Annotated in this window: 24 protein-coding genes, 1 other RNA gene and 1 pseudogene; 22 read left to right on the top strand and 4 right to left on the bottom strand. The window is 64.4% G+C overall.

The features are described from left to right. The first annotated feature begins 31 nt into the window (after window positions 1-31). From rnpB to lpxC, 17 genes are all read left to right on the top strand, one after another. Window positions 32-391: RNase P RNA component class A (gene rnpB, locus ACY8GK_RS11800), an RNA gene on the top strand. 317 nt (window positions 392-708) lie between these two features. Next, on the top strand, window positions 709-1164 hold the full coding sequence (gene mraZ, locus ACY8GK_RS11795) for a division/cell wall cluster transcriptional repressor MraZ (RefSeq protein ID WP_196177165.1): 456 nt from the start codon (window positions 709-711) through the stop codon (window positions 1162-1164). Beyond that, window positions 1161-2108 carry a 16S rRNA (cytosine(1402)-N(4))-methyltransferase RsmH gene (gene rsmH, locus ACY8GK_RS11790; RefSeq protein WP_462401323.1) on the top strand — a complete coding sequence of 316 codons (948 nt, stop codon included), beginning with the start codon at window positions 1161-1163 and terminating at the stop codon, window positions 2106-2108. Before mraZ ends, rsmH begins: the two co-directional genes overlap by 4 nt. Next, window positions 2105-2398 carry a cell division protein FtsL gene (gene ftsL / locus ACY8GK_RS11785; protein WP_196177167.1) on the top strand — a complete coding sequence of 98 codons (294 nt, stop codon included), beginning with the start codon at window positions 2105-2107 and terminating at the stop codon, window positions 2396-2398. The genes rsmH and ftsL overlap by 4 nt, the downstream gene beginning before the upstream one ends. Beyond that, a complete protein-coding gene (locus ACY8GK_RS11780; protein WP_462403017.1) occupies window positions 2398-4131 on the top strand; it encodes a peptidoglycan D,D-transpeptidase FtsI family protein in 1734 nt (577 codons plus the stop codon). The genes ftsL and ACY8GK_RS11780 overlap by 1 nt, the downstream gene beginning before the upstream one ends. Beyond that, entirely contained in the window at window positions 4131-5615 is a 1485-nt protein-coding gene (locus ACY8GK_RS11775; protein ID WP_462401322.1) for a UDP-N-acetylmuramoyl-L-alanyl-D-glutamate--2,6-diaminopimelate ligase, read from the top strand. Before ACY8GK_RS11780 ends, ACY8GK_RS11775 begins: the two co-directional genes overlap by 1 nt. Further along, window positions 5612-6979 carry a UDP-N-acetylmuramoyl-tripeptide--D-alanyl-D-alanine ligase gene (locus ACY8GK_RS11770; RefSeq protein ID WP_196177171.1) on the top strand — a complete coding sequence of 456 codons (1368 nt, stop codon included), beginning with the start codon at window positions 5612-5614 and terminating at the stop codon, window positions 6977-6979. Before ACY8GK_RS11775 ends, ACY8GK_RS11770 begins: the two co-directional genes overlap by 4 nt. Beyond that, window positions 6979-8061, top strand: a complete 1083-nt coding sequence (gene mraY, locus ACY8GK_RS11765; protein ID WP_196177173.1) for a phospho-N-acetylmuramoyl-pentapeptide-transferase — start codon at window positions 6979-6981, stop codon at window positions 8059-8061. The genes ACY8GK_RS11770 and mraY overlap by 1 nt, the downstream gene beginning before the upstream one ends. Before the next feature lie 6 nt (window positions 8062-8067). Continuing rightward, window positions 8068-9414 (top strand): UDP-N-acetylmuramoyl-L-alanine--D-glutamate ligase, encoded by a 1347-nt coding sequence (gene murD, locus ACY8GK_RS11760; RefSeq protein WP_196177174.1) that lies wholly within the window; start codon window positions 8068-8070, stop codon window positions 9412-9414. Continuing rightward, window positions 9411-10625, top strand: a complete 1215-nt coding sequence (gene ftsW / locus ACY8GK_RS11755) for a putative lipid II flippase FtsW (protein ID WP_230375715.1) — start codon at window positions 9411-9413, stop codon at window positions 10623-10625. Before murD ends, ftsW begins: the two co-directional genes overlap by 4 nt. Next, window positions 10615-11694 carry an undecaprenyldiphospho-muramoylpentapeptide beta-N-acetylglucosaminyltransferase gene (gene murG, locus ACY8GK_RS11750; protein WP_196177176.1) on the top strand — a complete coding sequence of 360 codons (1080 nt, stop codon included), beginning with the start codon at window positions 10615-10617 and terminating at the stop codon, window positions 11692-11694. Before ftsW ends, murG begins: the two co-directional genes overlap by 11 nt. Next, entirely contained in the window at window positions 11687-13141 is a 1455-nt protein-coding gene (gene murC, locus ACY8GK_RS11745) for a UDP-N-acetylmuramate--L-alanine ligase (protein ID WP_196177178.1), read from the top strand. The genes murG and murC overlap by 8 nt, the downstream gene beginning before the upstream one ends. Continuing rightward, window positions 13138-14097 (top strand): D-alanine--D-alanine ligase, encoded by a 960-nt coding sequence (locus ACY8GK_RS11740; RefSeq protein ID WP_462401321.1) that lies wholly within the window; start codon window positions 13138-13140, stop codon window positions 14095-14097. Before murC ends, ACY8GK_RS11740 begins: the two co-directional genes overlap by 4 nt. 5 nt (window positions 14098-14102) lie before the next feature. Then, window positions 14103-14972: a cell division protein FtsQ/DivIB gene (locus ACY8GK_RS11735; RefSeq protein ID WP_196177183.1), complete on the top strand. Its 870-nt coding sequence runs from the start codon at window positions 14103-14105 to the stop codon at window positions 14970-14972. A gap of 13 nt (window positions 14973-14985) precedes the next feature. Next, a complete protein-coding gene (gene ftsA / locus ACY8GK_RS11730; protein ID WP_196177184.1) occupies window positions 14986-16239 on the top strand; it encodes a cell division protein FtsA in 1254 nt (417 codons plus the stop codon). Between the two features lie 56 nt (window positions 16240-16295). After that, the gene (gene ftsZ / locus ACY8GK_RS11725; protein ID WP_196177186.1) at window positions 16296-17492 is read left to right on the top strand and encodes a cell division protein FtsZ; all 1197 of its coding nucleotides are present in this window, start codon (window positions 16296-16298) and stop codon (window positions 17490-17492) included. 112 nt (window positions 17493-17604) lie between these two features. Continuing rightward, window positions 17605-18516 carry a UDP-3-O-acyl-N-acetylglucosamine deacetylase gene (gene lpxC / locus ACY8GK_RS11720; RefSeq protein ID WP_196177188.1) on the top strand — a complete coding sequence of 304 codons (912 nt, stop codon included), beginning with the start codon at window positions 17605-17607 and terminating at the stop codon, window positions 18514-18516. A 257-nt stretch (window positions 18517-18773) separates the two neighbouring features. Here the strand turns inward: lpxC and ACY8GK_RS11715 are convergent, their stop codons facing one another. Beyond that, window positions 18774-18911, bottom strand: coding sequence for a hypothetical protein (locus tag ACY8GK_RS11715; RefSeq protein ID WP_268947978.1), 138 nt, complete (start codon window positions 18909-18911; stop codon window positions 18774-18776). Here ACY8GK_RS11715 and ACY8GK_RS11710 point away from each other — a divergent pair. Continuing rightward, the gene (locus tag ACY8GK_RS11710; RefSeq protein ID WP_462403049.1) at window positions 18843-19043 is read left to right on the top strand and encodes a hypothetical protein; all 201 of its coding nucleotides are present in this window, start codon (window positions 18843-18845) and stop codon (window positions 19041-19043) included. The genes ACY8GK_RS11715 and ACY8GK_RS11710 overlap by 69 nt on opposite strands. Window positions 19044-19072: 29 nt before the next feature. Here ACY8GK_RS11710 and ACY8GK_RS11705 read toward each other — a convergent pair. From ACY8GK_RS11705 to ACY8GK_RS11695, 3 genes and pseudogenes are all read right to left on the bottom strand, one after another. Then, window positions 19073-19258, bottom strand: a pseudogene (locus ACY8GK_RS11705) (RES domain-containing protein); the annotation flags it as partial. Between the two features lie 35 nt (window positions 19259-19293). Next, complete coding sequence (locus ACY8GK_RS11700; protein WP_196177190.1) at window positions 19294-19689, bottom strand: DUF2384 domain-containing protein; 396 nt, start codon at window positions 19687-19689, stop codon at window positions 19294-19296. Window positions 19690-19974: 285 nt separating this feature from the next. Next, window positions 19975-20436, bottom strand: a complete 462-nt coding sequence (locus tag ACY8GK_RS11695; protein WP_196177192.1) for a DUF721 domain-containing protein — start codon at window positions 20434-20436, stop codon at window positions 19975-19977. Between the two features lie 369 nt (window positions 20437-20805). Here ACY8GK_RS11695 and secA point away from each other — a divergent pair, with 369 nt between their 5' ends. The 4 genes from secA (at window position 20806) to ACY8GK_RS11675 (ending at window position 26570) form a co-directional block, all read left to right on the top strand. Further along, complete coding sequence (secA, locus tag ACY8GK_RS11690) at window positions 20806-23544, top strand: preprotein translocase subunit SecA (protein ID WP_462401320.1); 2739 nt, start codon at window positions 20806-20808, stop codon at window positions 23542-23544. Window positions 23545-23670: 126 nt separating this feature from the next. After that, window positions 23671-24888 carry a bifunctional glutamate N-acetyltransferase/amino-acid acetyltransferase ArgJ gene (argJ, locus tag ACY8GK_RS11685; protein ID WP_196177196.1) on the top strand — a complete coding sequence of 406 codons (1218 nt, stop codon included), beginning with the start codon at window positions 23671-23673 and terminating at the stop codon, window positions 24886-24888. A 102-nt stretch (window positions 24889-24990) separates the two neighbouring features. After that, a complete protein-coding gene (locus tag ACY8GK_RS11680; RefSeq protein WP_196177198.1) occupies window positions 24991-25623 on the top strand; it encodes a glutathione S-transferase family protein in 633 nt (210 codons plus the stop codon). Then, window positions 25620-26570 (top strand): Nudix family hydrolase, encoded by a 951-nt coding sequence (locus tag ACY8GK_RS11675; protein ID WP_196177200.1) that lies wholly within the window; start codon window positions 25620-25622, stop codon window positions 26568-26570. Before ACY8GK_RS11680 ends, ACY8GK_RS11675 begins: the two co-directional genes overlap by 4 nt. Window positions 26571-26717 lie beyond the last annotated feature (147 nt).

The following is a 26717-nucleotide window of genomic DNA, read 5'->3' as shown; positions in this document are numbered from 1 at the left end:
TGCGCACGTCTGCCGTTAACCTTGGCGGCGGAGAGTCGATTGGACAGTCGCTGCCGTTTTTTGTTCCGCAGAAAACGGGGGAGGAAAGTCCGGGCTCCATAGGGCAGAGCGCCAGGTAACGCCTGGGAGGCGCGAGCCTACGGAAAGTGCCACAGAAAACAACCGCCTAAGCACTTCGGTGCCGGTAAGGGTGAAAAGGTGCGGTAAGAGCGCACCGCGCGACTGGCAACAGTTCGTGGCTAGGTAAACCCCGCTCGGAGCAAGACCAAATAGGGTTCCATATGGCGTGGCCCGCGTCGGAACCGGGTAGGTTGCTAAAGGCGTCCAGTGATGGCCGTCGTAGAGGAATGACTGTCCTCGACAGAACCCGGCTTACAGATCGACTCTCCACCTTTCCCTTTCCTTTCCTCCGCTTACGGCATCAGACGTCTGCTCGTCGGTAATGCCGAAAAGATCTGACTCTTCACAAAGCACATTAAGTTAGCCATCTATCTTCCTGAGCAGCAGTTTCTTTCTCCCCTTCCGACACTTCCTTTTGTCGCCTACTTTCTCTCTTGTGGCGCTAAATCTTGGTCCTGTAAGGGTTTTCCTTATGAACGCGCCTTGACGGTGCAGCGAGCGGATTCCTATAGTGTGCGCAAGTGGCAGAAAGTGGGAAGAAGTGGGTTTTCTGGCACGTAGAAGCTTCCACCGTGGGGAATCGCAACCGTGTTTCGCGGAGCCAACGCCGTCAGCCTCGATGCAAAAGGCAGGCTCGCCATGCCGAGTCGGTATCGCGACGAACTCGCTTCGCGCTGCGGCGGACAGCTGATCGTGACCATCGATGCCACCGATCCCTGCCTGTGCGTGTACCCGCTCGACGAATGGGAACACATAGAAGCGAAACTGCGCGCCTTGCCGTCCCTGCGCGAAGAGAACCGTCGCCTTCAGCGGTTGCTGATCGGCAATGCGGTGGATCTCGAACTGGACGGCAGCGGGCGCTTCCTGGTGCCGCCACGCCTGCGCGAATACGCCGGGCTCGACAAGAAAGCGATGCTGGTGGGGCAACTGAACAAATTCCAGCTGTGGGACGAAGCGGCGTGGGAAGCGATTTCCGCGGCCGACCTTGCAGCTATTCGACAACCGGGCGCCGTGCCCGACGATTTGCGTGATCTGATCCTGTGACCATAGATAGCGGCTTCAACCATATCACCGTGCTGCTCGACGAGGCCGTCGAGGCCATGGCCCTCCAAGCCGATGGCTGCTATCTCGACGGCACTTTCGGCCGGGGTGGGCACAGCCGCCTGATCCTTTCCAGGCTGGGCCCGCAGGGCAAGCTTCTGGGCTTCGACAAGGATCCACAGGCGATTGCCACGGGGCAAGCGCTGGCGGCCGAAGACGGCCGCTTTGTCATTGTGCAGCGCAGCTTCGCCGAACTGGGCGAGGAAGTGGCCGCCCGCGGCCTGAGCGGCAAGGTTGGCGGCGTGCTGCTCGACCTGGGGGTCTCCTCGCCGCAGCTGGACGATCCAGCCAGAGGGTTCAGTTTCCTCAACGACGGTCCGCTGGACATGCGCATGGATCCGCAGCGTGGCTTGAGCGCCGCCGAGTTCATCGCCAGCGCGCCGGAAGAGGAAATCGCCCGTGTGTTCAAGGAATACGGCGAAGAGCGTTTCGCCAGGCGCATGGCGCGCGCGGTGGTCGAGCGCCGCGAGCGACAGCCGTTCACCCGTACTGCCGATCTGGCCGAGGTCCTGAAAGTCGCCAACCCCGCCTGGGAAAAGGGCAAGAACCCGGCGACCCGGGCCTTCCAGGGCCTGCGTATCCACGTCAACAACGAGCTCGGCGACCTGGAGGTGGGGTTGCAGGCGGCGCTCGATGCGCTGGCAGTGGGTGGCCGCCTGGTAGTCATCAGCTTCCACTCCCTGGAAGATCGCATCGTCAAGCTGTTCATGCGCAAGCTGGCCAAGGGCGAGGCGGACAACCTGCCGCGCAACCTGCCCGTGCAGCACAAGCCGTTCGAGCCAAAGATCCGTGTGCATGGCAAGGCGCAGTTCGCCTCCGAGGCCGAGCTCAAGGCCAACCCGCGGGCGCGCAGCGCCGTGATGCGCGTGGCGGAGAAGCTTCGGTGAGCCGCTTGTTGGCCAAGCCATTGCCCGGCGGGAGCTTCCTGATGCTCCTGCTGTTCGTGGCCGTCCTGGTTTCGGCCATCGCCGTTTCCTACAGCGCCCACTGGAATCGCCAGCTGCTCAACACGCTCTATGGCGAGCTGAACGAGCGTGACAAGGTTCAGGCCGAATGGGGCCGGTTGATTCTCGAGCAAAGTACCTGGACCGCCCATAGCCGGATCGAGAACCTGGCCAGCGAACAGCTGAAGATGCGTGTGCCGGCTGCCGACGAAGTACGGATGATCGCACCATGATGAAGCTCGACGGCGCGCTCTATCCCTGGCGGTTCCGGGTGGTGATCGGCCTGCTGGCGATCATGGTCGGAGCCATTGCCTGGCGGATCATCGACCTGCAGGTCATCGATCGGGACTTCCTCAAGGGCCAGGGCGATGCCCGCAGCTTGCGTCATATCCCCATTCCCGCCCATCGCGGGCTGATCACCGACCGCAACGGCGAGCCGCTGGCGGTCAGTACCCCGGTCACCACGCTGTGGGCCAACCCAAAGGAGATGCAAGGTTCCAGGAAGCGCTGGCCGCAGTTGGCCGCCGCGCTCGGGCAGAACCCGCAGCAGCTCGCCGACCGGCTTGCCCAGCAGGCCAACAAGGAATTCATCTACCTGGTCCGCGGCCTGACGCCCGAGCAGGGGCAGCAGGTGCTCGACCTGAAGGTGCCGGGCGTCTATGGCATGGAGGAGTTCCGCCGCTTCTATCCGGCAGGCGACGTGACCGCGCACATGGTCGGCTTCACCGATCTGGACGACCACGGTCGCGAAGGCGTCGAGCTGGCCTATGACGAGTGGCTCGCCGGCGTGCCGGGCAAGCGCCAGGTGATCAAGGACCGTCGCGGCCGCCTGATCAAGGACGTCCAGGTCACCAAGAATGCCAAGGCTGGCAAGACGCTGGCGCTGTCGATCGACCTGCGCCTGCAGTACCTGGCCACGCGGGAGCTGCGCAATGCCATTGCCGAGCAGGATGCCAAGGCTGGCAGCCTGGTGATCATGGACGTCAAGACCGGCGAAGTCCTGGCCATGGTCAACCAGCCGACCTACAACCCCAACAACCGGCGCAGCATGTTCCCGGCCGCGATGCGCAACCGGGCGATCATCGACGTCTTCGAGCCAGGCTCGACAGTCAAGCCGCTTTCCATGAGCGCCGCGCTGGAAAGCGGACGCTGGAAGCCCACCGACAAGGTGGAAGTGTATCCGGGCAGCCTGCAGATCGGCCGCTATACCATCAAGGACGTATCGCGCAGCGAGGGGCCGGTACTGGACCTCACCGGCATCCTGATCAACTCCAGTAACGTCGGCATGAGCAAGATCGCCTTCGACATCGGCGGCGAAGCCATCTATCGCGTCATGTCCCAACTGGGTCTTGGCCAGTACACCGGCCTGGGCTTCCCCGGCGAGCGGGTAGGCAACCTGCCCAACCACCGCGAATGGCGCAAGGCCGAGACCGCGACCTTATCCTATGGCTATGGCGTCTCGGTCACCGCCTTGCAGCTGGTGCATGCCTACGCGGCCCTGGCCAACGACGGCAAGATGGTGCCACTGAGCATTCTCAAGGTGGACAAGGAGCCGGACTCCACCCAGGCCATACCTCGGGAGACCGCCAAGACCATCCAGGGCATGCTGCAACAGGTGATCGAGGCACCGCGCGGCGTGTATCGCGCCCAGGTGCCGTTCTACCACGTGGCTGGCAAGAGCGGCACCGCCCGCAAGGCCACCGTCGGCTCCAAGGGCTACACGGAAAACGCCTATCGCTCGCTGTTCGCCGGGTTCGGGCCAATGAGCGATCCGCGCTACGCGATCGTCGTGGTGATCGACGAGCCGGGCAAGGGCGGCTATTTCGGCGGCCTGGTATCGGCCCCGGTGTTCAGCAAGGTCATGTCCGGCACCCTGCGCCTGATGAACGTACCACCGGACAACCTGCCTGCACCTGCCGAACCCCAGCAGGCCAGTGCGGAACCCGCCAAGGGAGGGCGTGGATAATGACAATGCCATTGAGCAAGCTGTTCGCCCATGCCAGCCGCGACCCGCTGATCCGTGAACTGACCCTCGACAGTCGCCTGGTGCGCCCCGGCGACCTGTTCCTGGCCGTGCCCGGCGCCAGGGTCGACGGTCGGCGGCACATCGCCGATGCCCTGGCCCGAGGCGCCGCCGCCGTGGCTTACGAAGAGCAGGATGCCTGCGTGCTGCCGATCACCGACGTGCCGCTGATTCCGGTTCGCGGCCTGGCTTCCCAGCTGTCGACCATCGCCGGGCACTTCTACGGCGAGCCGAGCCGGCAACTGACGATGATCGGCGTCACCGGTACCAACGGCAAGACCAGCGTCACCCAGCTGGTGGCCCAGGCCCTGGATATCCTCGGTTGTCATTGTGGCTTGATCGGCACCCTTGGTACCGGCTTCCATGGCGCGTTGCAGAGCGGCCGCCTGACCACGCCCGACCCGGTAGCGGTGCAAGCGACCCTCAATGACCTGAAGAAGGCCGCAGCCAAGGCCGTGGCCATGGAGGTCTCTTCCCATGCGCTGGAGCAGGGCCGGGTCGCCGCCGTGGATTTCGATATCGCGGTGATGACCAATCTTTCGCGTGATCACCTCGACTATCACGGCAGCATGCAGGCCTACGAGGCCGCCAAGGCCCGCCTGTTCGACTGGCCGAGCCTGCGTAGCCAGGTGATCAATCTCGACGATGAGTTCGGGCGCCGACTGGTCGAGCGGTTCGCTCACAAGCCCCACGCCGAGCATGTCGAGACGCGCCTGTTCAGCTACAGCCTGGAGAATCCCGATGCCTCGCTTTTCTGCCGCGAGGCCGTGTTCAGCGACGAGGGCGTGCGCGCCACCCTGGTCACCGCCCAAGGCGAGCGCACCCTGCGCAGCCAGCTGCTGGGCCGCTTCAACCTGAGCAACATGCTCGCCACGGTAGCCACCTTGCTGGCGATGGACTACGCCCTGGACGAGATCCTCCAGGTCACCGGGCGCCTGCACGGGCCGGTCGGACGCATGCAGCGACTCGGGGGCGGCGACAAGCCGTTGGTGGTGGTCGACTATGCCCATACTCCCGATGCCTTGGAAAAGGTCTTGCAGGCCCTGCGTCCACACGCCCGGGGCAAGCTGCTGTGCCTGTTCGGTTGCGGGGGCGATCGGGACCGCGGCAAGCGCCCGCTGATGGCCGAGATGGCCGAGCGCCTGGCCGATCGCGTGATGGTGACCGATGACAATCCTCGTACCGAGGAACCTTTGCGCATCTTTGACGACATACGTCCCGGTTTCGCCAAGGTGGCCCATGTCGAGTTCGTCGCCGGGCGTGGCGAGGCCATCGCTCGCCTGGTCGCCAGCGCCGCCGCCGACGATGTCATCGTCCTGGCGGGCAAGGGGCACGAGGATTACCAGGAGATCCATGGCCAGCGCCATGCGTTCTCCGATCTGCTGGAAGCCGAGAAGGCATTGTCGGCCTGGGAGGCTACACGATGATCGATACCCTGATGCTGAGCCAGCTCGTCGAGCCGCTCCAGGCTCGTCAGGTAGGCGCCGATGTCGGTTTTTCCGGCGTCGGCATCGACAGCCGCAATATTGGCCCGGGACAGCTGTTCGTCGCCCTGGCCGGTCCACGTTTCGATGGACATGACTACCTGGCCGAGGTCCAGGCCAAGGGCGCCGTCGCCGCGCTGGTCGAGCGCGAAGTGGCGGGGATCGACCTGCCGCAGCTGGTCGTGGCCGACAGCCGCCTGGCCCTTGGCCGGCTCGGTGCGCTCAACCGTGCGGCGTTCGAGGAACCGGTGGTGGCCATCACCGGCTCCAGCGGCAAGACCACGGTAAAGGAGCTGCTTGCCGGCATCCTGCGTACCGCAGGCCCGGTCCATGCCACCCGTGGCAACCTGAACAACGACCTCGGCGCACCCTTAACGTTGCTGGAAATCGGCCGCGAGCACCGTGCCGCGGTGATCGAGCTCGGCGCCTCGCGTATCGGCGAGATCCGCTACACGGTCGGCCTGACCCAGCCGCAGGTGGTCATCATCAACAATGCCGGGACCGCCCATGTCGGCGAGTTCGGGGGGCCGGAGAAGATCGTCGAGGCCAAGGGCGAAATCCTCGAAGGCCTCGGCGAAGGCGGCACGGCCATCCTCAACCTCGACGACAAGGCGTTCGAGACCTGGCGCGCGCGCGCCGGGACGCACCGGGTCATCAGTTTCGCGCTGGAGGATGCGCGCGCCGATTTCCATGCCAGCGAGATTGGCCGTGACGAACGGGGATGCCCTTCGTTCAAGCTGCAAGCACCTGGCGGCTGCGCCTTCGTGCAACTCAACCTGCTTGGCGTCCACAACGTCGGCAATGCCCTGGCCGCCGCCGCCGCCGCCCATGCCCTGGGGGTCAGCCTGGAGGCCATCGCCGCCGGGCTCGGCACCGTGCAGCCTGTCAAGGGTCGTAGCGTGGCGCAGGTCACGGCCAGGGGTGCGCGGTTGATCGATGACACCTACAACGCAAATCCCACCTCGATGTGCGCGGCCATTGATATACTCGCCGGCTTTTCCGGCCGCACCGTCCTGGTGCTCGGAAATATCGGCGAACTGGGCCAGTGGGCCGAACAGGGCCACCGTGAGGTCGGGGCATACGCCCGGGGCAAGGTCGATGCGCTGTACGCGACAGGAGCCGACATGGTTCATGCCGTCGAGGCGTTCGGAGCCAGTGGCCGCCATTTCGCCAATCAGGCTGAGCTGATCGAAGCCGTGCGTGCCGAGAACACCAGCGATACCACTATCTTGATCAAGGGCTCGCGCAGCGCTGCGATGGAAAACGTCGTGGCGGCATTATGCGGTGCCAGCGGGGAGAAACATTGATGCTGCTGCTGTTGGCTGAATTCCTGCAACAGTTCCACAAGGGCTTTGCGGTCTTCCAGTACCTTTCCCTGCGCGGGATCCTCGGGGTACTGACCGCACTGTCCCTGGCGCTGTGGCTGGGGCCATGGATGATTCGCACCTTGCAGATTCGCCAGATCGGTCAGGCCGTGCGCAACGACGGTCCGCAATCGCACCTGTCCAAGTCCGGCACCCCGACCATGGGCGGTGCCTTGATCCTGTCCGCCATCGGCATCAGTACCTTGCTCTGGGCAGACCTGAGCAACCGCTATGTCTGGGTGGTGCTGATCGTCACGCTGCTGTTCGGTGCCATCGGCTGGGTCGACGACTACCGCAAGGTGATCGAGAAGAACTCCCGCGGCCTGCCGAGCCGCTGGAAGTACTTCTGGCAATCGGTGTTCGGTCTGGGCGCCGCGCTGTTCCTGTTCTTCACCGCGCCAACCAGCGTCGAGACCACGCTGATCGTGCCGCTGCTCAAGGATGTCACGCTGCCCCTGGGCGCCGGCTTCATCGTCCTGACCTACTTCGTGATCGTCGGCTCGAGCAACGCGGTCAACCTGACCGATGGTCTCGATGGCCTGGCGATCATGCCGACGGTGATGGTTGGCGGCGCCCTGGGCATCTTCTGCTACCTGTCGGGCAACGTGAAGTTCGCCGAATACTTGCTGATCCCGTACGTGCCGGGCGCCGGCGAGCTGATCGTATTCTGCGGCGCGCTGATCGGCGCCGGCCTGGGCTTCCTGTGGTTCAACACCTATCCGGCCCAGGTCTTCATGGGCGATGTCGGCGCGCTGGCGCTGGGCGCCGCGCTGGGCACCATCGCGGTCATCGTCCGCCAGGAAATCGTGCTGTTCATCATGGGCGGCGTGTTCGTGATGGAAACCCTTTCGGTGGTGATCCAGGTCGCATCCTTCAAGTTGACCGGCAAGCGCGTGTTCCGCATGGCCCCGATCCACCACCATTTCGAACTGAAGGGGTGGCCCGAGCCACGGGTCATCGTGCGTTTCTGGATCATCACCGTGATTCTGGTGCTGATCGGCCTTGCCACCCTGAAACTGAGGTAGACGAGCGTGTCACTGATCGCTTCAGACCACTTCCGCATCGTTGTCGGCCTCGGCAAGAGCGGCATGTCCCTGGTTCGCTTCCTGGCGAGCCGGGGCATTGCCTTTGCGGTCGCCGATACCCGCGAGCAGCCCCCCGAGCTCGCGACCTTGCGCCGCGAGCATCCGAACGTGGAAGTGCGCTGTGGCGAACTGGACGTGGAGTTCCTGTGCCGCGCCGACGAACTCTACGTCAGCCCGGGCCTGGCGTTGGCCACGCCTGCACTGCAGCAGGCAGCCGCCCGAGGCGTGAAACTGTCCGGTGACATCGAGCTGTTCGCGCGACACGCCCGGGCGCCGATCGTGGCGATCAGCGGTTCCAACGCCAAGAGCACGGTGACCACGCTGGTCGGCGAAATGGCCGCCAGGGCTGGCAGGCGCGTGGCCGTGGGCGGCAACCTGGGCACGCCGGCGCTGGACCTGCTCGATGACCGGGTGGAGCTGTATGTGCTGGAATTGTCGAGCTTCCAGCTCGAGACCACCGACCAGCTCAATGCCGAAGTGGCGACCGTGCTGAACATCAGCGAAGACCACATGGACCGTTACAGCGGGTTGCCAGCCTATCATCTGGCCAAGCATCGGATCTTCCGGGGCGCCCGCCAGGTCGTGGTCAACCGCCAGGATGCCTTGAGCCGGCCGCTTCCGGTGGAAGGCCGTCCGTGCTGGACCTTCGGCCTGAACGTTCCGGACTTCAAGGCCTTTGGTCTGCGTGAGGTGGATGGCGAGAAATACCTGGCCTTCGAATTCCAGCCGCTGCTGCCGGTCCGCGAACTGAAGATCCGTGGCGCGCACAACCAGAGCAATGCGCTGGCCGCACTGGCCCTGGGGCATGCCGCCGGCCTGCCGTTCGAACCGATGCTCGAGGCGCTGCGCGCGTTCGGCGGCCTGGCCCATCGTTGCCAGTGGGTTCGCGAACGCAACGGGGTCAACTGGTACGACGATTCGAAGGCCACCAACGTCGGTGCCGCGCTGGCCGCCATCGAGGGGCTGGGGGCAGACATCGAGGGCAAGCTGGTATTGATCGCCGGCGGCGATGGCAAGGGCGCGGACTTTGCTGCCTTGCGCGACCCGGTGGCGCGTCATTGCCGCGCCGTGGTGCTGCTCGGGCGCGACGCCGAGCGCCTGGCCGATGCGCTCGGCGAGGGTACGCGACTGGTACGGGTCGGGACACTCGACGAGGCGGTGCGCCAGTGCGCCACGCTGGCCCAGGCCGGTGACGCCGTGCTGCTGTCCCCGGCGTGCGCGAGCCTGGACATGTTCCGCAATTTCGAGGAGCGCGGACGGTCGTTCGCCCAGGCAGCGAGGGCACTGGCATGATCTTCGGGCTGATCAAGCCGTATCCGTCGCCGCTGATCAGCGGCCGCGGCATCGACCTGGACTTCGCCTTCATGGCCGGCTGTCTGGCGCTGCTTGGCCTGGGCCTGGTGATGATCACCTCGGCTTCCTCGGAAGTGGCCGCGGTGCAGTCGGGCAACCCGCTGTATCACATGATCCGGCATCTGGTGTATGTCGCCCTGGGTCTGGGAGCCTGCTGCTTCACCCTATTGATCCCCATCGCCACCTGGCAGCGCATGGGCTTCACCATGCTGGTCGGTGCCTTCGGCCTGCTGGTCCTGGTGCTGGTGCCCGGCATCGGCCGGGAAGTCAACGGGTCGATGCGCTGGATCGGTTTCAGCTTCTTCAACGTCCAGCCCTCGGAGATCGCGAAGGTCTTCGTGGTCATCTATCTGGCCGGCTACCTGGTGCGTCGCCAGCAGGAAGTGCGGGAAAGCTGGATGGGCTTCTTCAAGCCCTTCATCGTCCTGCTGCCGATGGCCGGCCTGCTGCTGATGGAGCCAGACTTTGGCGCCACGGTGGTCATGATGGGCGCCGCGGCGGCCATGCTCTTCCTTGGCGGGGTGGGGCTGTTCCGCTTCAGCCTGATGGTGTTGCTGGCCGTGCTCGCGGTGTTCGTGCTGGTGCAGGCGCAGCCCTACCGGATGGCGCGCCTGATCACCTTTACCGACCCCTGGTCCGACCAGTTCGGCTCCGGCTACCAGCTGACCCAGGCGCTGATTGCCTTCGGGCGCGGCGAGTGGTTCGGCGTGGGCCTGGGCAACAGCGTGCAGAAACAGTTCTACCTGCCCGAGGCGCATACCGACTTCGTGTTCTCGGTCCTTGCCGAGGAACTCGGCGTGGTCGGTTCGCTGGTCACCGTGGCGCTGTTCGTGTTCGTCACCGTGCGTGCCTTGTACATCGGCCTCTGGGCGGAGAAGGCCAAGCAGTTCTTCGCCGCCTACATGGCCTTTGGCCTGGCCTTCCTGTGGATCGGCCAGTTCCTGATCAACATCGGCGTGAACGTCGGCCTGCTGCCCACCAAGGGCCTGACCTTGCCTTTCCTCAGCTATGGGGGCAGCTCGCTGGTGATCTGCTGTGCCTGTGTCGGCCTGCTGCTGCGTATCGAGTGGGAGAGCCGGACGCACCTGGGAAGCGAAGAGCACGAGTTCAAGGAAAGCGACTTCGCCGAGGAGCCTGCCCATGGCCGCTGAAGGCAAGAACGTGCTGATCATGGCCGGCGGGACGGGTGGACACGTGTTCCCGGCCCTCGCTTGCGCGCGCGAGTTCCAGGCGCGAGGCTACGACGTGCACTGGCTGGGCACCCCGCGTGGCATCGAGAACGAACTGGTGCCCCAGGCCGGGCTGCCATTGCATCTGATCCAGGTCAGCGGCCTGCGGGGCAAGGGCAAGTTGTCGCTGCTCAAGGCGCCCTTGACCCTGGTCAAGGCGGTCCTCCAGGCACGGCGCATCATCGCACGGCTCAAGCCCGTCTGCGTGCTGGGCTTCGGCGGTTACGTGACCGGTCCGGGCGGCGTGGCCGCGCGGTTGAGCGGCGTGCCGCTGGTGATTCATGAGCAGAATGCCCGCGCCGGTACCGCCAATCGATTGCTGGTACCACTGGCCGCGCGGGTCTGCGAAGCCTTCCCGGACACCTTCGACGCCAGTGACAAGCGGCGTACCACTGGCAATCCGGTACGTCCGGAACTGTTCCTGGAGGCTTCCGGCCAAGCCCCTGGCGAGCGTCGTGCGCGCTTGCTGGTGCTCGGCGGCAGCCTTGGCGCGGAGCCGCTGAACAAGCTGCTGCCGCAGGCCCTGGCCGAGGTGCCTGCGCAACTGCGGCCCGAGGTGTTCCATCAGGCTGGGCGCCAACATGCACAAGTCACCGCCGAACGCTACCGCGAGGCCGGGATCGCTGCCCAGGTGGAGCCGTTCATCAAGGACATGGCCGGCGCCTATGCCTGGGCCGACCTGGTGGTCTGTCGTGCCGGAGCGTTGACCGTCAGCGAGCTGGCGGCCGCCGGTCTGCCATCGCTGCTGGTGCCCTTGCCGCATGCGATCGACGATCACCAGACCCACAATGCCCATTACCTGGCACGCGAAGGCGCCGCCTTCCTGCTGCCACAAGCGACAACTGGCGCAGCGCAGCTCGCTGAACGCCTGAACGAGGTGCTGATGCAACCCCAGAAACTCAACACCATGGCCGGTACCGCGAGACGCCTGGCCAAACCTGCCGCAACCAGCACCGTGGTCGACATCTGCCTGGAGGTGGCCCATGGTTGAAAGCCAGAAAGCCATGCCCCAGCCTGAAATGCGCCGTATCCGCCGTATCCACTTCGTCGGCATCGGCGGCGTCGGAATGTGCGGCATCGCCGAAGTACTGCTCAACCTGGGCTATCAGGTCTCGGGTTCGGACCTCAAGGCCTCGCCTGTCACCGAGCGCCTGGAGTCGTTCGGTGCGCAGATCTTCGTCGGCCACCGCGCCGAGAACGCCGCCAGCGCCGATGTGCTGGTGGTGTCCAGCGCGGTCAACAAGGCCAACCCGGAAGTCGCTACCGCGCTGGAGCGTCGCATCCCCGTGGTGCCCCGGGCCGAGATGCTCGCCGAACTGATGCGCTATCGCCACGGCATCGCCGTGGCCGGCACCCATGGCAAGACCACCACCACCAGCCTGCTGGCCTCGGTGTTCGCCGCTGGCGGGCTGGACCCCACCTTCGTCATCGGCGGGCGTCTGAACGCCGCCGGCACCAATGCCCAGCTCGGCACCAGCCGCTACTTGATCGCCGAAGCCGACGAGAGCGACGCCAGCTTCCTGCACTTGCAGCCTCTGGTCGCGGTCGTCACCAACATCGACGCCGACCACATGGCGACCTACGAAGGCGACTTCAACCGCCTGAAGAAGACCTTCGTCGAGTTCCTGCACAACCTGCCGTTCTACGGGCTGGCGGTGATGTGTCTGGACGATCCGGTGGTGCGCGAGATCCTGCCGCAGGTCAAGCGTCCGGTGGTCACCTACGGCTTCCATGAAGAAGCCGACGTGCGCGCGATCAATGTGCGCCAGCAGGGCATGCAGACCTACTTCACCGTGTTGCGTCGCGATCGCGAGCCGCTGGATGTCTCGGTCAACATGCCGGGCAACCACAACGTGCTCAACGCTCTGGCCACCATCGCCATTGCCAGCGACGAAGGCATCAGCGACGCCGCCATCGTCCAGGGCCTGTCCGGTTTCCAGGGCGTGGGGCGGCGCTTCCAGGTTTATGGCGAACTGCCAGTCGACGGTGGCAGCGTGATGCTGGTGGACGACTACGGCCATCACCCGACCGAGGTGGCGGCGGTAATCAAGGCCGTGCGCGGCGGCTGGCCGGAGCGGCGCCTGGTGATGGTCTACCAGCCGCATCGCTACAGCCGTACACGGGACCTGTACGATGATTTCGTGCAGGTCCTGGCCGATGCCAACGTGTTGCTGCTGATGGAAGTCTATCCAGCCGGCGAGGAGCCCATTCCAGGCGCCGACAGTCGCCAGCTGTGCCACAGCATCCGCCAGCGCGGGCAGCTCGACCCGGTCTACATCGAGCGTGGCGCGGAACTTGCGCCAGTGGTCAAGCCGATGCTGCGCCCAGGCGACATCCTGCTGTGCCAAGGCGCCGGGGACATCGGCGGTCTGGCTCCGCAACTGCTGCGCAGCCCGCTGTTCGCGGGCGCCATCGCCCGCCAGGAGAAACGCCAATGACGACCGGCAACTACCACGGCCTGCGCTCGACCCTCGAGCCGAAAGCCTTCGGCCGCGTCGCCGTGCTGTACGGCGGCAAGAGCGCCGAGCGCGACGTGTCGCTCAAGTCGGGCGCCGCGGTGCTCGAAGCCCTGCGCGGCGCCGGTGTCGACGCGTTCGGCATCGACGTGGGCGACGATCTGCTCGGGCGCCTGCAACAGGGGCGTATCGATCGCGCCTTCATCGTTCTCCACGGGCGCGGTGGCGAGGACGGCAGCATGCAGGGCCTGCTCGAGTGCCTGGGCATCCCCTACACCGGCAGCGGCATCCTCGCTTCGGCCCTGGCCATGGACAAGTTGCGCACCAAGCAGGTCTGGCAGAGCCTGGGGATTCCAACTCCTCGGCACGCCGTGCTCGGCAGCGCGGACGATTGTTTTTCCGCCGGCCAGGAACTGGGCTTTCCTTTGATCGTCAAACCCGCCCATGAAGGTTCGAGTATCGGCATGGCCAAGGTGAACAGCGTGCAGGAGCTGGTCACGGCCTGGGAGGACGCGGCCAGGTACGATTCGCAAGTGCTGGTCGAACAGTGGATCCATGGTCCGGAGTTCACCATCGCCGTGCTGCGTGGCCAGGTGCTGCCGCCGATCGCCCTGGGTACGCCGCACGTGTTCTACGACTACGACGCCAAGTACCTGGCCAGCGACACCCAGTATCGCATCCCGTGCGGGCTGGACGAGGCCAAGGAGCAAGAGCTGGTCGAGCTGACCGCACGGGCCTGCGACGCCATCGGCATCGAAGGCTGGGGGCGTCTGGATGTGATGCAGGACGAGCAGGGCCGGTTCTGGCTGCTCGAAGTCAATACCGCACCGGGCATGACCGATCATAGCCTGGTACCCATGGCGGCACGCGCTGCCGGCCTGGACTTCCAGCAACTGGTGCTGGCGATCCTGGCGGCCAGCGTCGAGACGCGAGGTTAACAGCCATGCAAGGCGCGATGTTACGTCATCAGCAACCCGCCACCGGCCGTAGCAAGCCGGTGCCGCGTGGTGCCAGCCGCCTGGTGGCCGAAGAGCCGGTTTCGGCGCGCCTGCGCAAGGCCAATTTCAGCCTCTTCAAGCGCCTGCTCTGGCCGGTCCTGCTGGTGGCCGCCGGCTTTGGCGCCTACGAAGGTGCCGTTCGCCTGATGCCCTATGCCGATAGGCCGATCGCCAAGATCGCCGTGCAGGGCGATCTCACCTATATCAGCCAGCAGGCGGTCCAGGAGCGAATCGCGCCCTACGCGGCGGCCAGCTTCTTCACCGTCGACCTGACCGCCATGCGTGCCGAGCTCGAGCAGATGCCCTGGATCGCGCATGCCGAGGTGCGTCGGGTCTGGCCCGACGAAGTGACGATCCGCCTCGAGGAGCAGTTGCCCGTGGCGCGCTGGGGCGATGCAGCCTTGCTCAACAACCAGGGCCAGGCGTTCACCCCGCGCGACCTGGCCAACTACGAGCACCTGCCACAGCTGGCCGGCCCGCAGCGTGCTCCGCAGCAAGTCATGCAGCAATACCAGGTGTTGAGCCAGATGCTGCGTCCCCTGGGCTTTTCGATCGCTCGCCTGGAGCTGCGCGAGCGCGGCAGCTGGTTCCTGACCACCGGCTCCGGTAGCGCCGGGCCGGGCATCGAGCTGCTGCTGGGGCGCGATCACCTGGTGGAAAAGATGCGTCGTTTCATTGCCATTTACGACAAGACACTCAAAGAGCAGATCGCCAACATCGCCCGCATCGATCTGCGATACGCCAACGGCCTGGCCGTTGGCTGGCGGGAACCGATTGCACCAACGACGGCCCAACCCGCCGTTGCCAAGAATTAGAGAGAGGCAGGACATGGCAAGCGCGCATAGCGGAAAAATGATCGTCGGGCTGGACATCGGCACTTCCAAGGTCGTGGCCCTGGTGGGGGAAGTGGCCGAGGACGGCACCCTGGAAATCGTGGGTATCGGTACCCATCCATCCCGTGGCCTGAAGAAGGGCGTGGTGGTGAACATCGAATCGACCGTACAGTCGATCCAGCGCGCCGTGGAAGAGGCGCAGCTGATGGCTGGCTGCCGCATCCACTCGGCGTTCGTCGGCGTGGCCGGCAACCATATCCGTAGCCTCAATTCCCACGGCATCGTCGCCATCCGCGACCGCGAAGTCAGCGTCGCCGATCTGGAGCGGGTGTTGGACGCGGCGCAGGCGGTGGCCATTCCGGCCGACCAGCGAGTCCTGCACACCCTGCCGCAGGACTACGTGATCGACAACCAGGAAGGCGTACGCGAGCCGCTGGGCATGTCGGGCGTGCGTCTGGAGGCCAAGGTCCATGTCGTCACCTGCGCGGTGAACGCGGCGCAGAACATCGAGAAGTGCGTGCGTCGCTGTGGCCTGGAGATCGACGACATCATCCTCGAACAGCTGGCTTCGGCCTATTCGGTGCTGACCGACGATGAAAAGGAGCTGGGCGTGTGCCTGGTGGACATCGGTGGCGGAACCACCGACATCGCCATCTTCACCGAAGGCGCGATCCGGCATACCGCGGTGATCCCGATCGCCGGTGACCAGGTGACCAACGATATCGCCATGGCGCTGCGCACACCGACCCAGTACGCTGAGGAAATCAAGATCCGCTACGCCTGCGCGCTGGCCAAGCTGGCGAGCGCCGGCGAGACCATCAAGGTGCCCAGCGTCGGCGACCGCCCGCCACGCGAACTGTCGCGTCAGGCCCTGGCCGAAGTGGTGGAGCCCCGTTATGACGAGCTGTTCACCCTGATCCAGGCCGAGCTGCGCCGCAGCGGCTACGAGGACCTGGTGCCCGCGGGCATCGTCCTGACCGGCGGCACCGCGAAGATGGAGGGCGCCGTGGAGCTTGCCGAGGAAATCTTCCACATGCCGGTACGTCTTGGCGTGCCGCACAGCGTTCGGGGGCTCAGCGACGTGGTGCGCAACCCGATCTATTCCACTGGCGTGGGCCTGCTTACCTATGGCTTGCAGAAGCAGACAGAGGAGGTGCCTTTGACCGGTCACGGCAACAACAGCTATGGCGAGGAACCGAAGGCCCCGGTGCTTGAGCGATTCAAGCGTTGGGTCCAGGGCAATTTCTGAGTTTCAAAGCAGTAGTGGTAGGCGCAAAAAACTAGAGAATCGTAAGGAGAGGGAAAATGTTCGAGCTCGTAGACAACGTCCCGCAAAGTCCGGTCATCAAGGTGATCGGCGTCGGTGGCGGCGGTGGCAACGCCGTCAACCACATGGTCAAGAGCAACATCGAGGGCGTGGAATTCATCTGCGCCAACACCGATGCGCAGGCGCTGAAGAACATTGGCGCGCGCACCATCCTGCAGCTGGGCACTGGCGTCACCAAGGGCCTGGGTGCCGGCGCCAACCCGGAGGTCGGCCGTCAGGCCGCACTGGAGGATCGCGAGCGCATCGCCGAAGTGCTCCAGGGCACCAACATGGTCTTCATCACCACCGGCATGGGTGGCGGTACCGGTACCGGTGCGGCGCCGATCATCGCCGAAGTGGCCAAGGAAATGGGCATCCTGACCGTCGCGGTGGTCACCCGTCCGTTCCCCTTCGAAGGCCGCAAGCGCATGCAGATCGCCGACGAAGGGATCCGCTCGCTGGCTGAAAGCGTCGACTCGCTGATCACCATCCCCAACGAGAAGCTGCTGACCATCCTGGGCAAGGACGCCAGCCTGCTGTCCGCCTTCGCCAAGGCCGACGACGTGCTGGCCGGCGCCGTGCGCGGTATCTCCGACATCATCAAGCGTCCCGGCATGATCAACGTCGACTTCGCCGACGTGCGCACCGTGATGGGCGAGATGGGCATGGCGATGATGGGCACCGGCTGCGCCAGCGGTCCGAACCGTGCCCGTGAAGCCACCGAGGCCGCGATTCGCAACCCGCTGCTCGAGGACGTCAACCTGCAGGGTGCTCGCGGTATCCTGGTCAACATCACCGCAGGCCCCGACCTCTCGCTCGGCGAATACTCCGACGTGGGCAGCATCATCGAAGCCTTCGCCTCCGACCACGCGATGGTCAAGGTCGGCACGGTAATCGATCCGGACATGCGCGACGAGCTGCACGTGACCGTGGTCGCCACTGGCCTGGGCGCACGCATCGAGAAGCCGGTCAAGGTGATCGACAATACCTTGCAGAGCGCCTCGGCCTCCCAGCAGACGCCAGCCCCGGCACCGGTGCGCAACGAGCAGCCAGCGGTCAACTACCGCGACCTGGAGCGACCCACCGTCATGCGCAACCAGGCGCACGCCGGGACTTCCGCTGCGGCCAAGCTCAACCCGCAGGATGACCTGGACTACCTGGATATTCCGGCATTCCTGCGTCGCCAGGCTGATTGATGGAATTTATCAGGGCTATGAAGGTGATTGGTGTTCAGCAAAGGCAGGGTCTGTTATCATCCCTGGCCTTTGTTGATACCTGTTCGCAACTTGCGCTGAAGCGGCCAATGCCATGATTAGACAACGCACCCTGAAGAATACCATCCGTGCCACAGGTGTCGGCCTGCACTCGGGGGAAAAGGTCTACCTGACCCTCAAGCCCGCGCCTGTGGACACCGGCATCGTCTTTTGCCGCGCCGATCTCGATCCGGTCGTACAGATCCCTGCTCGTGCGCAGAACGTTGGCGAAACGACCATGTCGACCACGCTGGTCAATGGGGACGTCAAGGTCGATACGGTGGAGCACCTGCTGTCGGCCATGGCGGGTCTGGGCATCGATAACGCCTACGTCGAGCTCTCCGCCTCCGAAGTGCCGATCATGGACGGTAGCGCCGGGCCCTTCGTGTTCCTGATTCAGTCGGCTGGCCTGGAAGAACAGGACGCGCCGAAGAAATTCATCCGCATCCTGCGTGAAGTCACCGTGGAAGAAGGCGACAAGCGCGCCACCTTCATTCCGTTCGAGGGCTTCAAGGTAAGCTTCGAGATCGACTTCGACCATCCGGTATTGCGCAACCGGACCCAGAGCGCCAGTGTCGATTTCTCCAGTACCTCGTTCGTCAAGGAAGTCAGCCGCGCCCGTACCTTCGGTTTCATGCGCGACATCGAGTACCTGCGCAAGCACAACCTCGCGCTTGGCGGCAGCGTCGAGAACGCCATCGTCGTCGACGAGACCGGCGTGCTCAACGAGGACGGCCTGCGTTACGAGGACGAGTTCGTCAAGCACAAGATCCTCGATGCCATCGGCGACTTGTACCTGCTGGGCAACAGCCTGATCGGCGAATTCCACGGCTTCAAGTCGGGGCATGCGCTGAACAACAAGCTGCTGCGCAAGCTGATCGCAGAGACCGATGCCTGGGAAGTGGTGACGTTCGAAGACGCCAGCACCGCTCCCATCTCCTACATGCGTCCCGTAGCGGCCGTATAGGCTCCTGCATTCTCTAGTTCATGAGGCCACCTTCGGGTGGCCTTTTCATTTGCGCTGTCGCCGTCGCAGGTGCCAATGGCGATGAAATTCGAATCAGCCCCAACGGAGTGACCTCCATAACCGGTTCTGAAGCCACGCCCTGGCGACGATAGACGGCCCGCATCTGTTCAAAGGCCGTCCGCTCAAGCGCAAAGTAAGCAAACAGCACGTGTAAGGCGCTACTCCGATAGCCAGGCGTGAGCCTGGCACCGCTTGCACTACGGGTGCGTCCAGGATGACTGGTCGGTAGGAAGATCCCCGCGAAGATCGTTGATCACGATATTCCCATGCACCGGCAACTGATCGGTGAAAAGCACCAGATTCCGGCCTCCAGGGTTCGCAACGGACTCGAACAGAATCCCAGCACAGTCAGCCTCGATAGCCAGATCCCCGATGATCCAGCTCGGCGGTTCAACGCCGTCGTTGAAGCGAATCTTCTCCAGTCGCAGAAAAAGTCTTGCCAGACCGGGGCCCAGGTATCGTCATAGCCGCCGGTGAAGTCGATCACTCGGTCCAGACTGAGGGAATAGCTGACCAGCAGACCTGGTGGAAGGAATGCGCTTGCTTGCTGAAACTCAGCAATGGCCGTCGCCGACTCAAGCGAGAGGTATAGAGCCTCTAGCCCCTTTCGGTTGACTCGGCCGCCCTGAGTTGCAGCTCCAGCGCCAGATGTAGGCGCAACGGACCACTTGGGAGTGTGCATTCGGTAGCAGGGAAGGTCCTGCACACCGATGATTTTCATCCTTGGGCACCAGCTCCCCAGGACTGAAGGAAAGCGATCAGTTGCTCGGTTTTTCCTTCGCTAACCACTTCCTCTGCGGTCTTGTAGTTGAACGTGGAAAGAGGCTCATTCTTAAACCAGAAGATGGCATTCGTCACGTCCGTGCCCATGTCGGTCACTGCACGCAGAACCTTCACAGAGTCACGAATGTAGGCTTGGACCTTTTCCGATTCAGGCGCGTTGCGCACGGTATTGCGATGGACATGGGCCCGAAGCGCCAAGGTTTGCTGGTCCATCGAAAAAACCTTGAGGAAGCGCTCAGGGGAGAACATCACACGGTTCACCTCTTTGAGAGCGTCCATCAAGCCCGCGAAATTGGTGGGGCGAAGCTCCAATACGGCTTTGCTGGGCATGGATGGCCTCCATTCAGATTGCACTTGCCATGCACAATTCTCGCACAATCTGCGCATCTTTCAAGCTGCCGGGTCGATCAAGGCCCGGGCCCTGCATCCAAGCGTTCTCCCGGTTAAGCCAAAGCACCACAAACGGTACGCGCTGACAAAATCTACGCTTCAATCGGAATGCCCCAAGCAACACCCAGGCAGAACAGCGCAAGAACTCGCTGGCTTGCTCCATGCGGTGTTTGCGATATCTCTTTTCGTACGGAGCTGCCTCATAAAAGCTGTTATCGCTAGTATTCAGCTTTTCTCTGGGCCATGGGTATGGCTGGCCAATCGCTCCAGTGCCCCACGCAGTTTCGGGTCGGCGATTCCTTCGGCAGAATCACGGATACTCTGCGCGGCATCCGTCGACAAGGTCACGGCGTGGCCGGCGTGGCGTGCCGGTACCAGTGGTGGTTGCACCTTGAACAGGATCCGTTGCAGGTTGCCGAAGGCTTCCAGCGTCTGCAATTGACGCTGCAGGCGTTTCTGCTGGTAGCGCAGGCGCGTTGCCCAGTGACCGTCGGTGACCACCAGCAACAATACCCCGTCACGCCAGGACGCCACATGGCAATGCCCCCGGGCAGCCGGTTGCAACTGGCTTTCCAGCAGGCGTTGCAAATGCGCCAGGCGTTGGGCCTGGTTGAGCAGCAGCTTGAGCGCACGAGCGCCGCGCAACAGGTCGGCGGGCGGTCGGGCTGGCGAGGGCTTGTAGGCCATGCGCAAAGACCGGAAATTGCAGGGTGACCAGTCTACCAGATTCAACGTCCGTCCCGCCCCACACCCCATGCCACAAGCGGATCGAGCCGCGTGGACCCGCGACACCAAGGCTCAGGACCGACGCCGCTGGCCAGATCGCCACGATCGGTCGTAGCTTGCCGCTCGCGGCTCGCGCCGCCCAACCTTGAACTTGTCCGAAACGCCCCTATCTTAGAAAAGCCCCGTCAAAGCGCTGTGCCAGCACCGTGGAAATCCACCGCTTTCCTCACCAACGTTTCCGGGTAGAATGCTCGTTCGCATGCGGCCTCTGGCTGCACGGGCGACTCACGGGGCCGCCCTCCATCCCCACGTGTGGAAGATCCTGCCGATATGTTTGCGCCTTTGTTAAAGAAACTTTTTGGAAGCAAGAACGAGCGTGAAGTCAAACGCATGCTCAAGACGGTGAATATCGTCAATGCCTTCGAAGAGAAGATGGTGGCCCTGTCCGACGAGCAGCTGCGTGGCAAGACCGCAGAGTTCAAGGAGCGCCTGGCCAAAGGCGAGACCCTCGACCAACTGCTGCCCGAAGCCTTCGCCGTGGCCCGTGAGGCCGGCAAGCGCATCATGGGCATGCGCCACTTCGATGTGCAGCTGATCGGCGGCATGACCCTGCACGAGGGCATGATCGCGGAAATGCGTACCGGTGAGGGCAAGACCCTGGTCGCGACCCTGGCCGTGTACCTCAACGCCTTGTCCGGCAAGGGCGTCCACGTGGTTACCGTCAACGACTACCTGGCCCGCCGCGACGCCAACTGGATGCGTCCGCTCTACGAGTTCCTGGGCCTGAGCGTGGGCGTGGTCTCGGCCTTCCAGCCGCCGGAAGACAAGCGCGCTGCCTATGCCGCGGACATCACCTACGGTACCAACAACGAGTTCGGCTTCGACTACCTGCGCGACAACATGGCCTTCAGCCAGGAAGAGAAGTTCCAGCGTGAACTCAACTTCGCCGTGATCGACGAGGTCGACTCCATTCTGATCGACGAGGCGCGAACCCCGCTGATCATCTCCGGCCAGGCCGAGGATAGCTCCAAGCTGTATACCGAGATCAACCGCCTGATTCCGCGCCTGAAGCAGCACGTCGAGGAAGTCGAAGGCCAGGTCACCCAGGAAGGCCACTACACCATCGACGAAAAGAGCCGCCAGGTCGAGCTCAACGAGGCCGGCCACCAGTTCATCGAGGAAATGCTGACCCAGGCCGGGCTGCTCGCCGAGGGCGAGAGCCTCTACTCGGCGCACAACCTCGGGCTGCTGACCCACGTTTATGCTGGCCTGCGTGCCCACAAGCTGTTCCATCGCAACGTCGAATACATCGTCCAGGACGGCCAGGTACTGCTGATCGACGAGCACACCGGCCGCACCATGCCGGGCCGCCGTCTCTCCGAAGGTCTGCACCAGGCCATCGAGGCCAAGGAAAACCTCAACATCCAGGCCGAAAGCCAGACCCTGGCCTCGACCACCTTCCAGAACTATTTCCGCCTCTACACCAAGCTGTCCGGCATGACCGGTACCGCCGATACCGAGGCGTTCGAGTTCGCCCAGATCTACAACCTCAACGTGATGGTCATTCCGCCGAACAAGCCGCTGGCGCGCAAGGACTTCAACGACCTGGTCTACCTCACCGCCGACGAGAAGTACGCGGCGATCATCACCGACATCAAGGAAAGTCTGGCCCAGGGCCGGCCGGTACTGGTCGGTACCGCGACCATCGAGACCTCCGAGCACATGTCCAACCTGCTCGTGAAGGAAGGCATCGAGCACAAGGTGCTCAACGCCAAGTACCACGAGAAGGAAGCCGAGATCATCGCCCAGGCCGGTCGTCCGGGCGCCCTGACCATCGCTACCAACATGGCCGGTCGCGGTACCGACATCCTGCTGGGCGGCAACTGGGAAGCCGAAGTGGCAGCCCTGGACGACCCGAGCGCCGAGCAGATCGCCCAGATCAAGGCCGACTGGCAGAAGCGTCACCAGCAGGTCATCGAGGCCGGTGGCCTGCACGTGATCGCCTCCGAGCGTCATGAGTCGCGGCGCATCGACAACCAGCTGCGTGGTCGTGCCGGTCGCCAGGGCGATCCAGGCTCAAGCCGGTTCTACCTCTCGCTGGAAGACAGCCTGATGCGCATCTTCGCCTCCGATCGGGTGAAGAACTTCATGAAGGCGCTGGGGATGCAGTCGGGCGAGGCCATCGAGCACCGCATGGTCACCAACGCCATCGAGAAGGCCCAGCGCAAGGTCGAAGGGCGCAACTTCGACATCCGCAAGCAGTTGCTCGAGTACGACGATGTCGCCAACGAACAGCGCAAGGTGATCTACCACATGCGCAACAGCCTGCTGGCGGCGGACAACATCGGCGACACCATTGCCGAGTTCCGCAAGGAAGTGCTCGATGCCACCATCAGCCAGCACATTCCGCCACAATCGCTGCCCGAGCAGTGGGACGTGGCCGGCCTGGAAGCTGCGCTGGCCAGCGATTTCGCCATGAAGCTGCCGATCCAGCAGTGGCTCGACGAGGATGATCACCTCTACGAGGAAACCCTGCGCGAGAAGCTGCTCGCCGAGATCACCGCGGCCTACACCGAGAAAGAGGACCAGGCCGGCGAGCAAGCCCTGCGTACCTTCGAGAAGCAGATCCTGCTGCGCGTGCTGGACGACCTGTGGAAGGACCATCTGTCGACCATGGACCACCTGCGCCACGGCATCCACCTGCGTGGCTATGCGCAGAAGAACCCGAAGCAGGAGTACAAGCGCGAGTCGTTCACCCTGTTCCAGGAACTGCTCGACTCCATCAAGCGCGACGCGATCCGCGTGTTGTCACATGTCCAGGTGCGTCGCGAGGATCCGGCCGAGGAGGAAGCTCGCCTGCGTCGCGAAGCCGAGGAGCTGGCCAGCCGCATGCAGTTCCAGCATGCCGACGCGCCGGGCCTGGAGGCCGAGCAAGAGGCCGCCGAACCTGCGGCGCAAGTCGCCGGGGCAGCGGCGCCGGCACGCAACGAGCAGAAGCTGGGGCGCAACGAGCCTTGCTGGTGCGGTTCGGGCAAGAAGTTCAAGCACTGCCACGGTCAGATCGAGTGATCGGACCGCTCCTCGCCCTGCGCTGAACACTGAAATACCGCGCCGCGAAGGTCCTGGCCTTCGCGGCGTCGTTCCATCTCAAGCTTCGCCGTACCTTGTACGGTACATTCACCTAGGAGCGTTTTCATGGCTGTTGGTCTCGGTCCCCTGCCTACCTTGCATCCGGTTGCCGGTTTCGAACTGGGCATCGCTTCGGCGGGTATCAAGCGTCCCGGACGCAAGGACGTGGTCGTCATGCGCTGCGCCGAAGGCTCAAGCGTTGCCGGCGTGTTCACCCTCAATGCGTTCTGCGCAGCGCCGGTGATCCTGGCCAGGCAACGTGTGCATGGACCGGTTCGCTACCTGCTGACCAACACCGGCAACGCCAACGCCGGCACCGGGGCGGCGGGCCTCGCCGCCGCCGAGCGCACCTGCGCCAGGTTGGCCGAGCTGGCCGGCGTGGATGCCAATGCGGTGCTGCCGTTCTCGACCGGCGTGATCGGCGAGCCGTTGCCTGTCGAGAAGATCGAAGGCGCCCTGCAGGCAGCGCTGGACGACCTGTCGGAAGACAACTGGGCCGATGCCGCCAGCGGCATCATGACGACCGACACCTTGCCCAAGGGTGCCAGCCGTCAGTTCCAGCACGATGGCGTGACCATCACCGTCACCGGCATCAGCAAGGGCGCGGGCATGATTCGCCCGAACATGGCCACCATGCTTGGCTACATCGCCACCGACGCCAAGGTCGCCCCTGCGGTGCTCAAGGACCTGCTGCTCGACAGCGCCAACAAGTCTTTCAACCGCATCACCATCGATGGCGATACCTCGACCAACGACTGCTGCATGCTGATCGCCACGGGCAAGGCCGACGTGCCTGAAATCACCGAAGCCAGCGGCGCGCTGTTCGATGCACTGAAACAGGCCGTGTTCGACGTCTGCATGGAGGTTGCCCAGGCCATCGTGCGTGACGGCGAAGGCGCCACCAAGTTCGTCACCGTGCAGGTCAACGGCGGCGGCAACCATCAGGAGTGTCTGGATGTCGGCTATGCCGTGGCTCATTCACCGCTGATCAAGACGGCGCTGTTCGCTTCCGATCCCAACTGGGGGCGTATCCTCGCGGCGGTCGGACGGGCCGGTGTCGCCGAGCTCGACGTCAGCCTGATCGATGTCTACCTGGGCGACGTGTGCATTGCCAGCAAGGGCGGCCGCAGCCCAAGCTATACCGAGGCGCAGGGCGCAGCGGTGATGGCCCAGGAGGAAATCACCATCCGCATCGACCTCGGGCGCGGCCACTGCAGCGAAACCATCTGGACCACCGACCTGTCGCACGAATATGTGAAGATCAACGCCGAATACCGGACCTGATCCGCCAGTGGGCCCGTTCGTCGTCATGCATTCGCCGTCGCGACGCACGGGCGCCAAGGCCGCAAGGCCTCATGCCTCATCCTCGAATCGATGGAGCCGAACATGAGCTACCACCTTATCATCGGCGACAAGCGGTACTCTTCCTGGTCGCTACGTGGCGCCCTGGCCCTTGAATTGGCCGGCGTGCCGTACCTGGAGACGCTGATCAAGCTGCGCCAACCCGACACCCGCAGGCGACTGCTCGAACACTCGGCCACCGGCAAGGTTCCGCTTCTCAAGACCGAGCACGGCACCATCGCCGACTCCCTGGCGATCGCCGAGTACCTGGCAGAGCGTCATCCCCAGGCCCAGCTGTGGCCCGCCGACATTGCCGCGCGCGCCCAGGCACGTTCCGCCTGCGCGCAGATGCACAGCGGTTTCGCCGCGCTGCGCGAACACATGCCGTTCGACCTGGCGCATGACCAGGCGCTGGAACACATGCCACTGGATGTCCAGGTCGATATCGACCGTATCGTCGCGCTCTGGGCCGAATGTCGGCTGGTGGCCAAGGAGCCCGGGCCTTTCCTGTTCGGCAGGCCCAGCCTGGCCGATGCCTTCTTCGCCCCGGTGGCCGTGCGGCTGCGAACCTATCGGGTAGCGGTTCCCTCGCATGCCGCGGCGTACATCGAGACCCTCTATCAGTGGCCGGCCTTCCAGGCGTGGCGCCAGGCTGGCCTGGCGGAGCGTGCCGGGTGAAGCGGGTCCATGTGGCAGCAGCCGTCATCCGCAGGGGCGATGGGCGGATCCTGATTGCGCGACGCGCCGAAACCCAGCATCAGGGTGGGCTCTGGGAGTTTCCCGGTGGCAAGGTGGAAGCGGGCGAAACCGTGGCGTGCGCGCTCAGGCGTGAACTGCGTGAGGAACTGGGCATCGAGGTTACCCGGTCGCGGCCGCTGATCAAGGTCAGTCACGATTATCCCGACAAGCAGGTATTGCTGGATGTACTGGAGGTCGATGCCTTCGAAGGCGAGCCCCATGGGGCAGAAGGGCAGCCGCTTGCCTGGGTCTTGCCCAAGGAGCTTGCCGAGCATGCCTTTCCCGAAGCCAACAAGCCGATCGTCGCCGCTGCCCGGCTGCCGGACCAGTACCTGATCACGCCGGATGGCCTGGAAGTCGCGCAATTGCTGCAAGGAATCCGCAAGGCGGTGGCAGGCGGTTGCAAGCTCATCCAGCTGCGTGCGCCGGACATGTACGATCCGAAATACCGCGATATTGCCGTGGACGCGGTGGGCCTGTGTGCCGGCAAGGCGCAACTGATGCTCAAGGGACCGCTGGAATGGCTCGGCGATTTTCCTGCCGCCGGTTGGCACCTGACTGCCCGGCAGCTGCGCCAGTACGCCGCCAAGGGGCGGCCATTCCCGGCCGATCGCTGGCTGGCCGCTTCCTGTCACGATGCCGAGGAGCTGGCCCTGGCCCGGCAGATGGGCGTGGATTTCGTCACGCTCTCCCCGGTACAGGCTACCCAGACCCATCCCGAAGCCGCGCCGCTGGGGTGGGAGCAGGCGGCCCGGCTGATCGAAGGGTTCACCCATCCGGTCTTCCTGCTCGGTGGAGTAGGGCCCGCGCAGCGCGAGCGTGCCTGGCAGGCAGGTGCCCAGGGCGTGGCTGGGATTCGGGCCTTCTGGCCTGGCGCCGAGGGGTAGGGGACAGGCACCGATTGATCGGTCCCCGTGGAACGGCCTCAGGATCTGACAGGCTTTGAAAGACAGGTGCTCCGCCAACGGTGCCCGCCGGGCGCATTCTGGGCCCGCGTTGCGAGCCATCGCGGCCGGTTCGGCGCCCCGGCTGCG

Source organism: Pseudomonas sp. Marseille-QA0332 (genome assembly GCF_054950175.1).
This window is presented reverse-complemented; position numbering and strand designations above follow the sequence as displayed.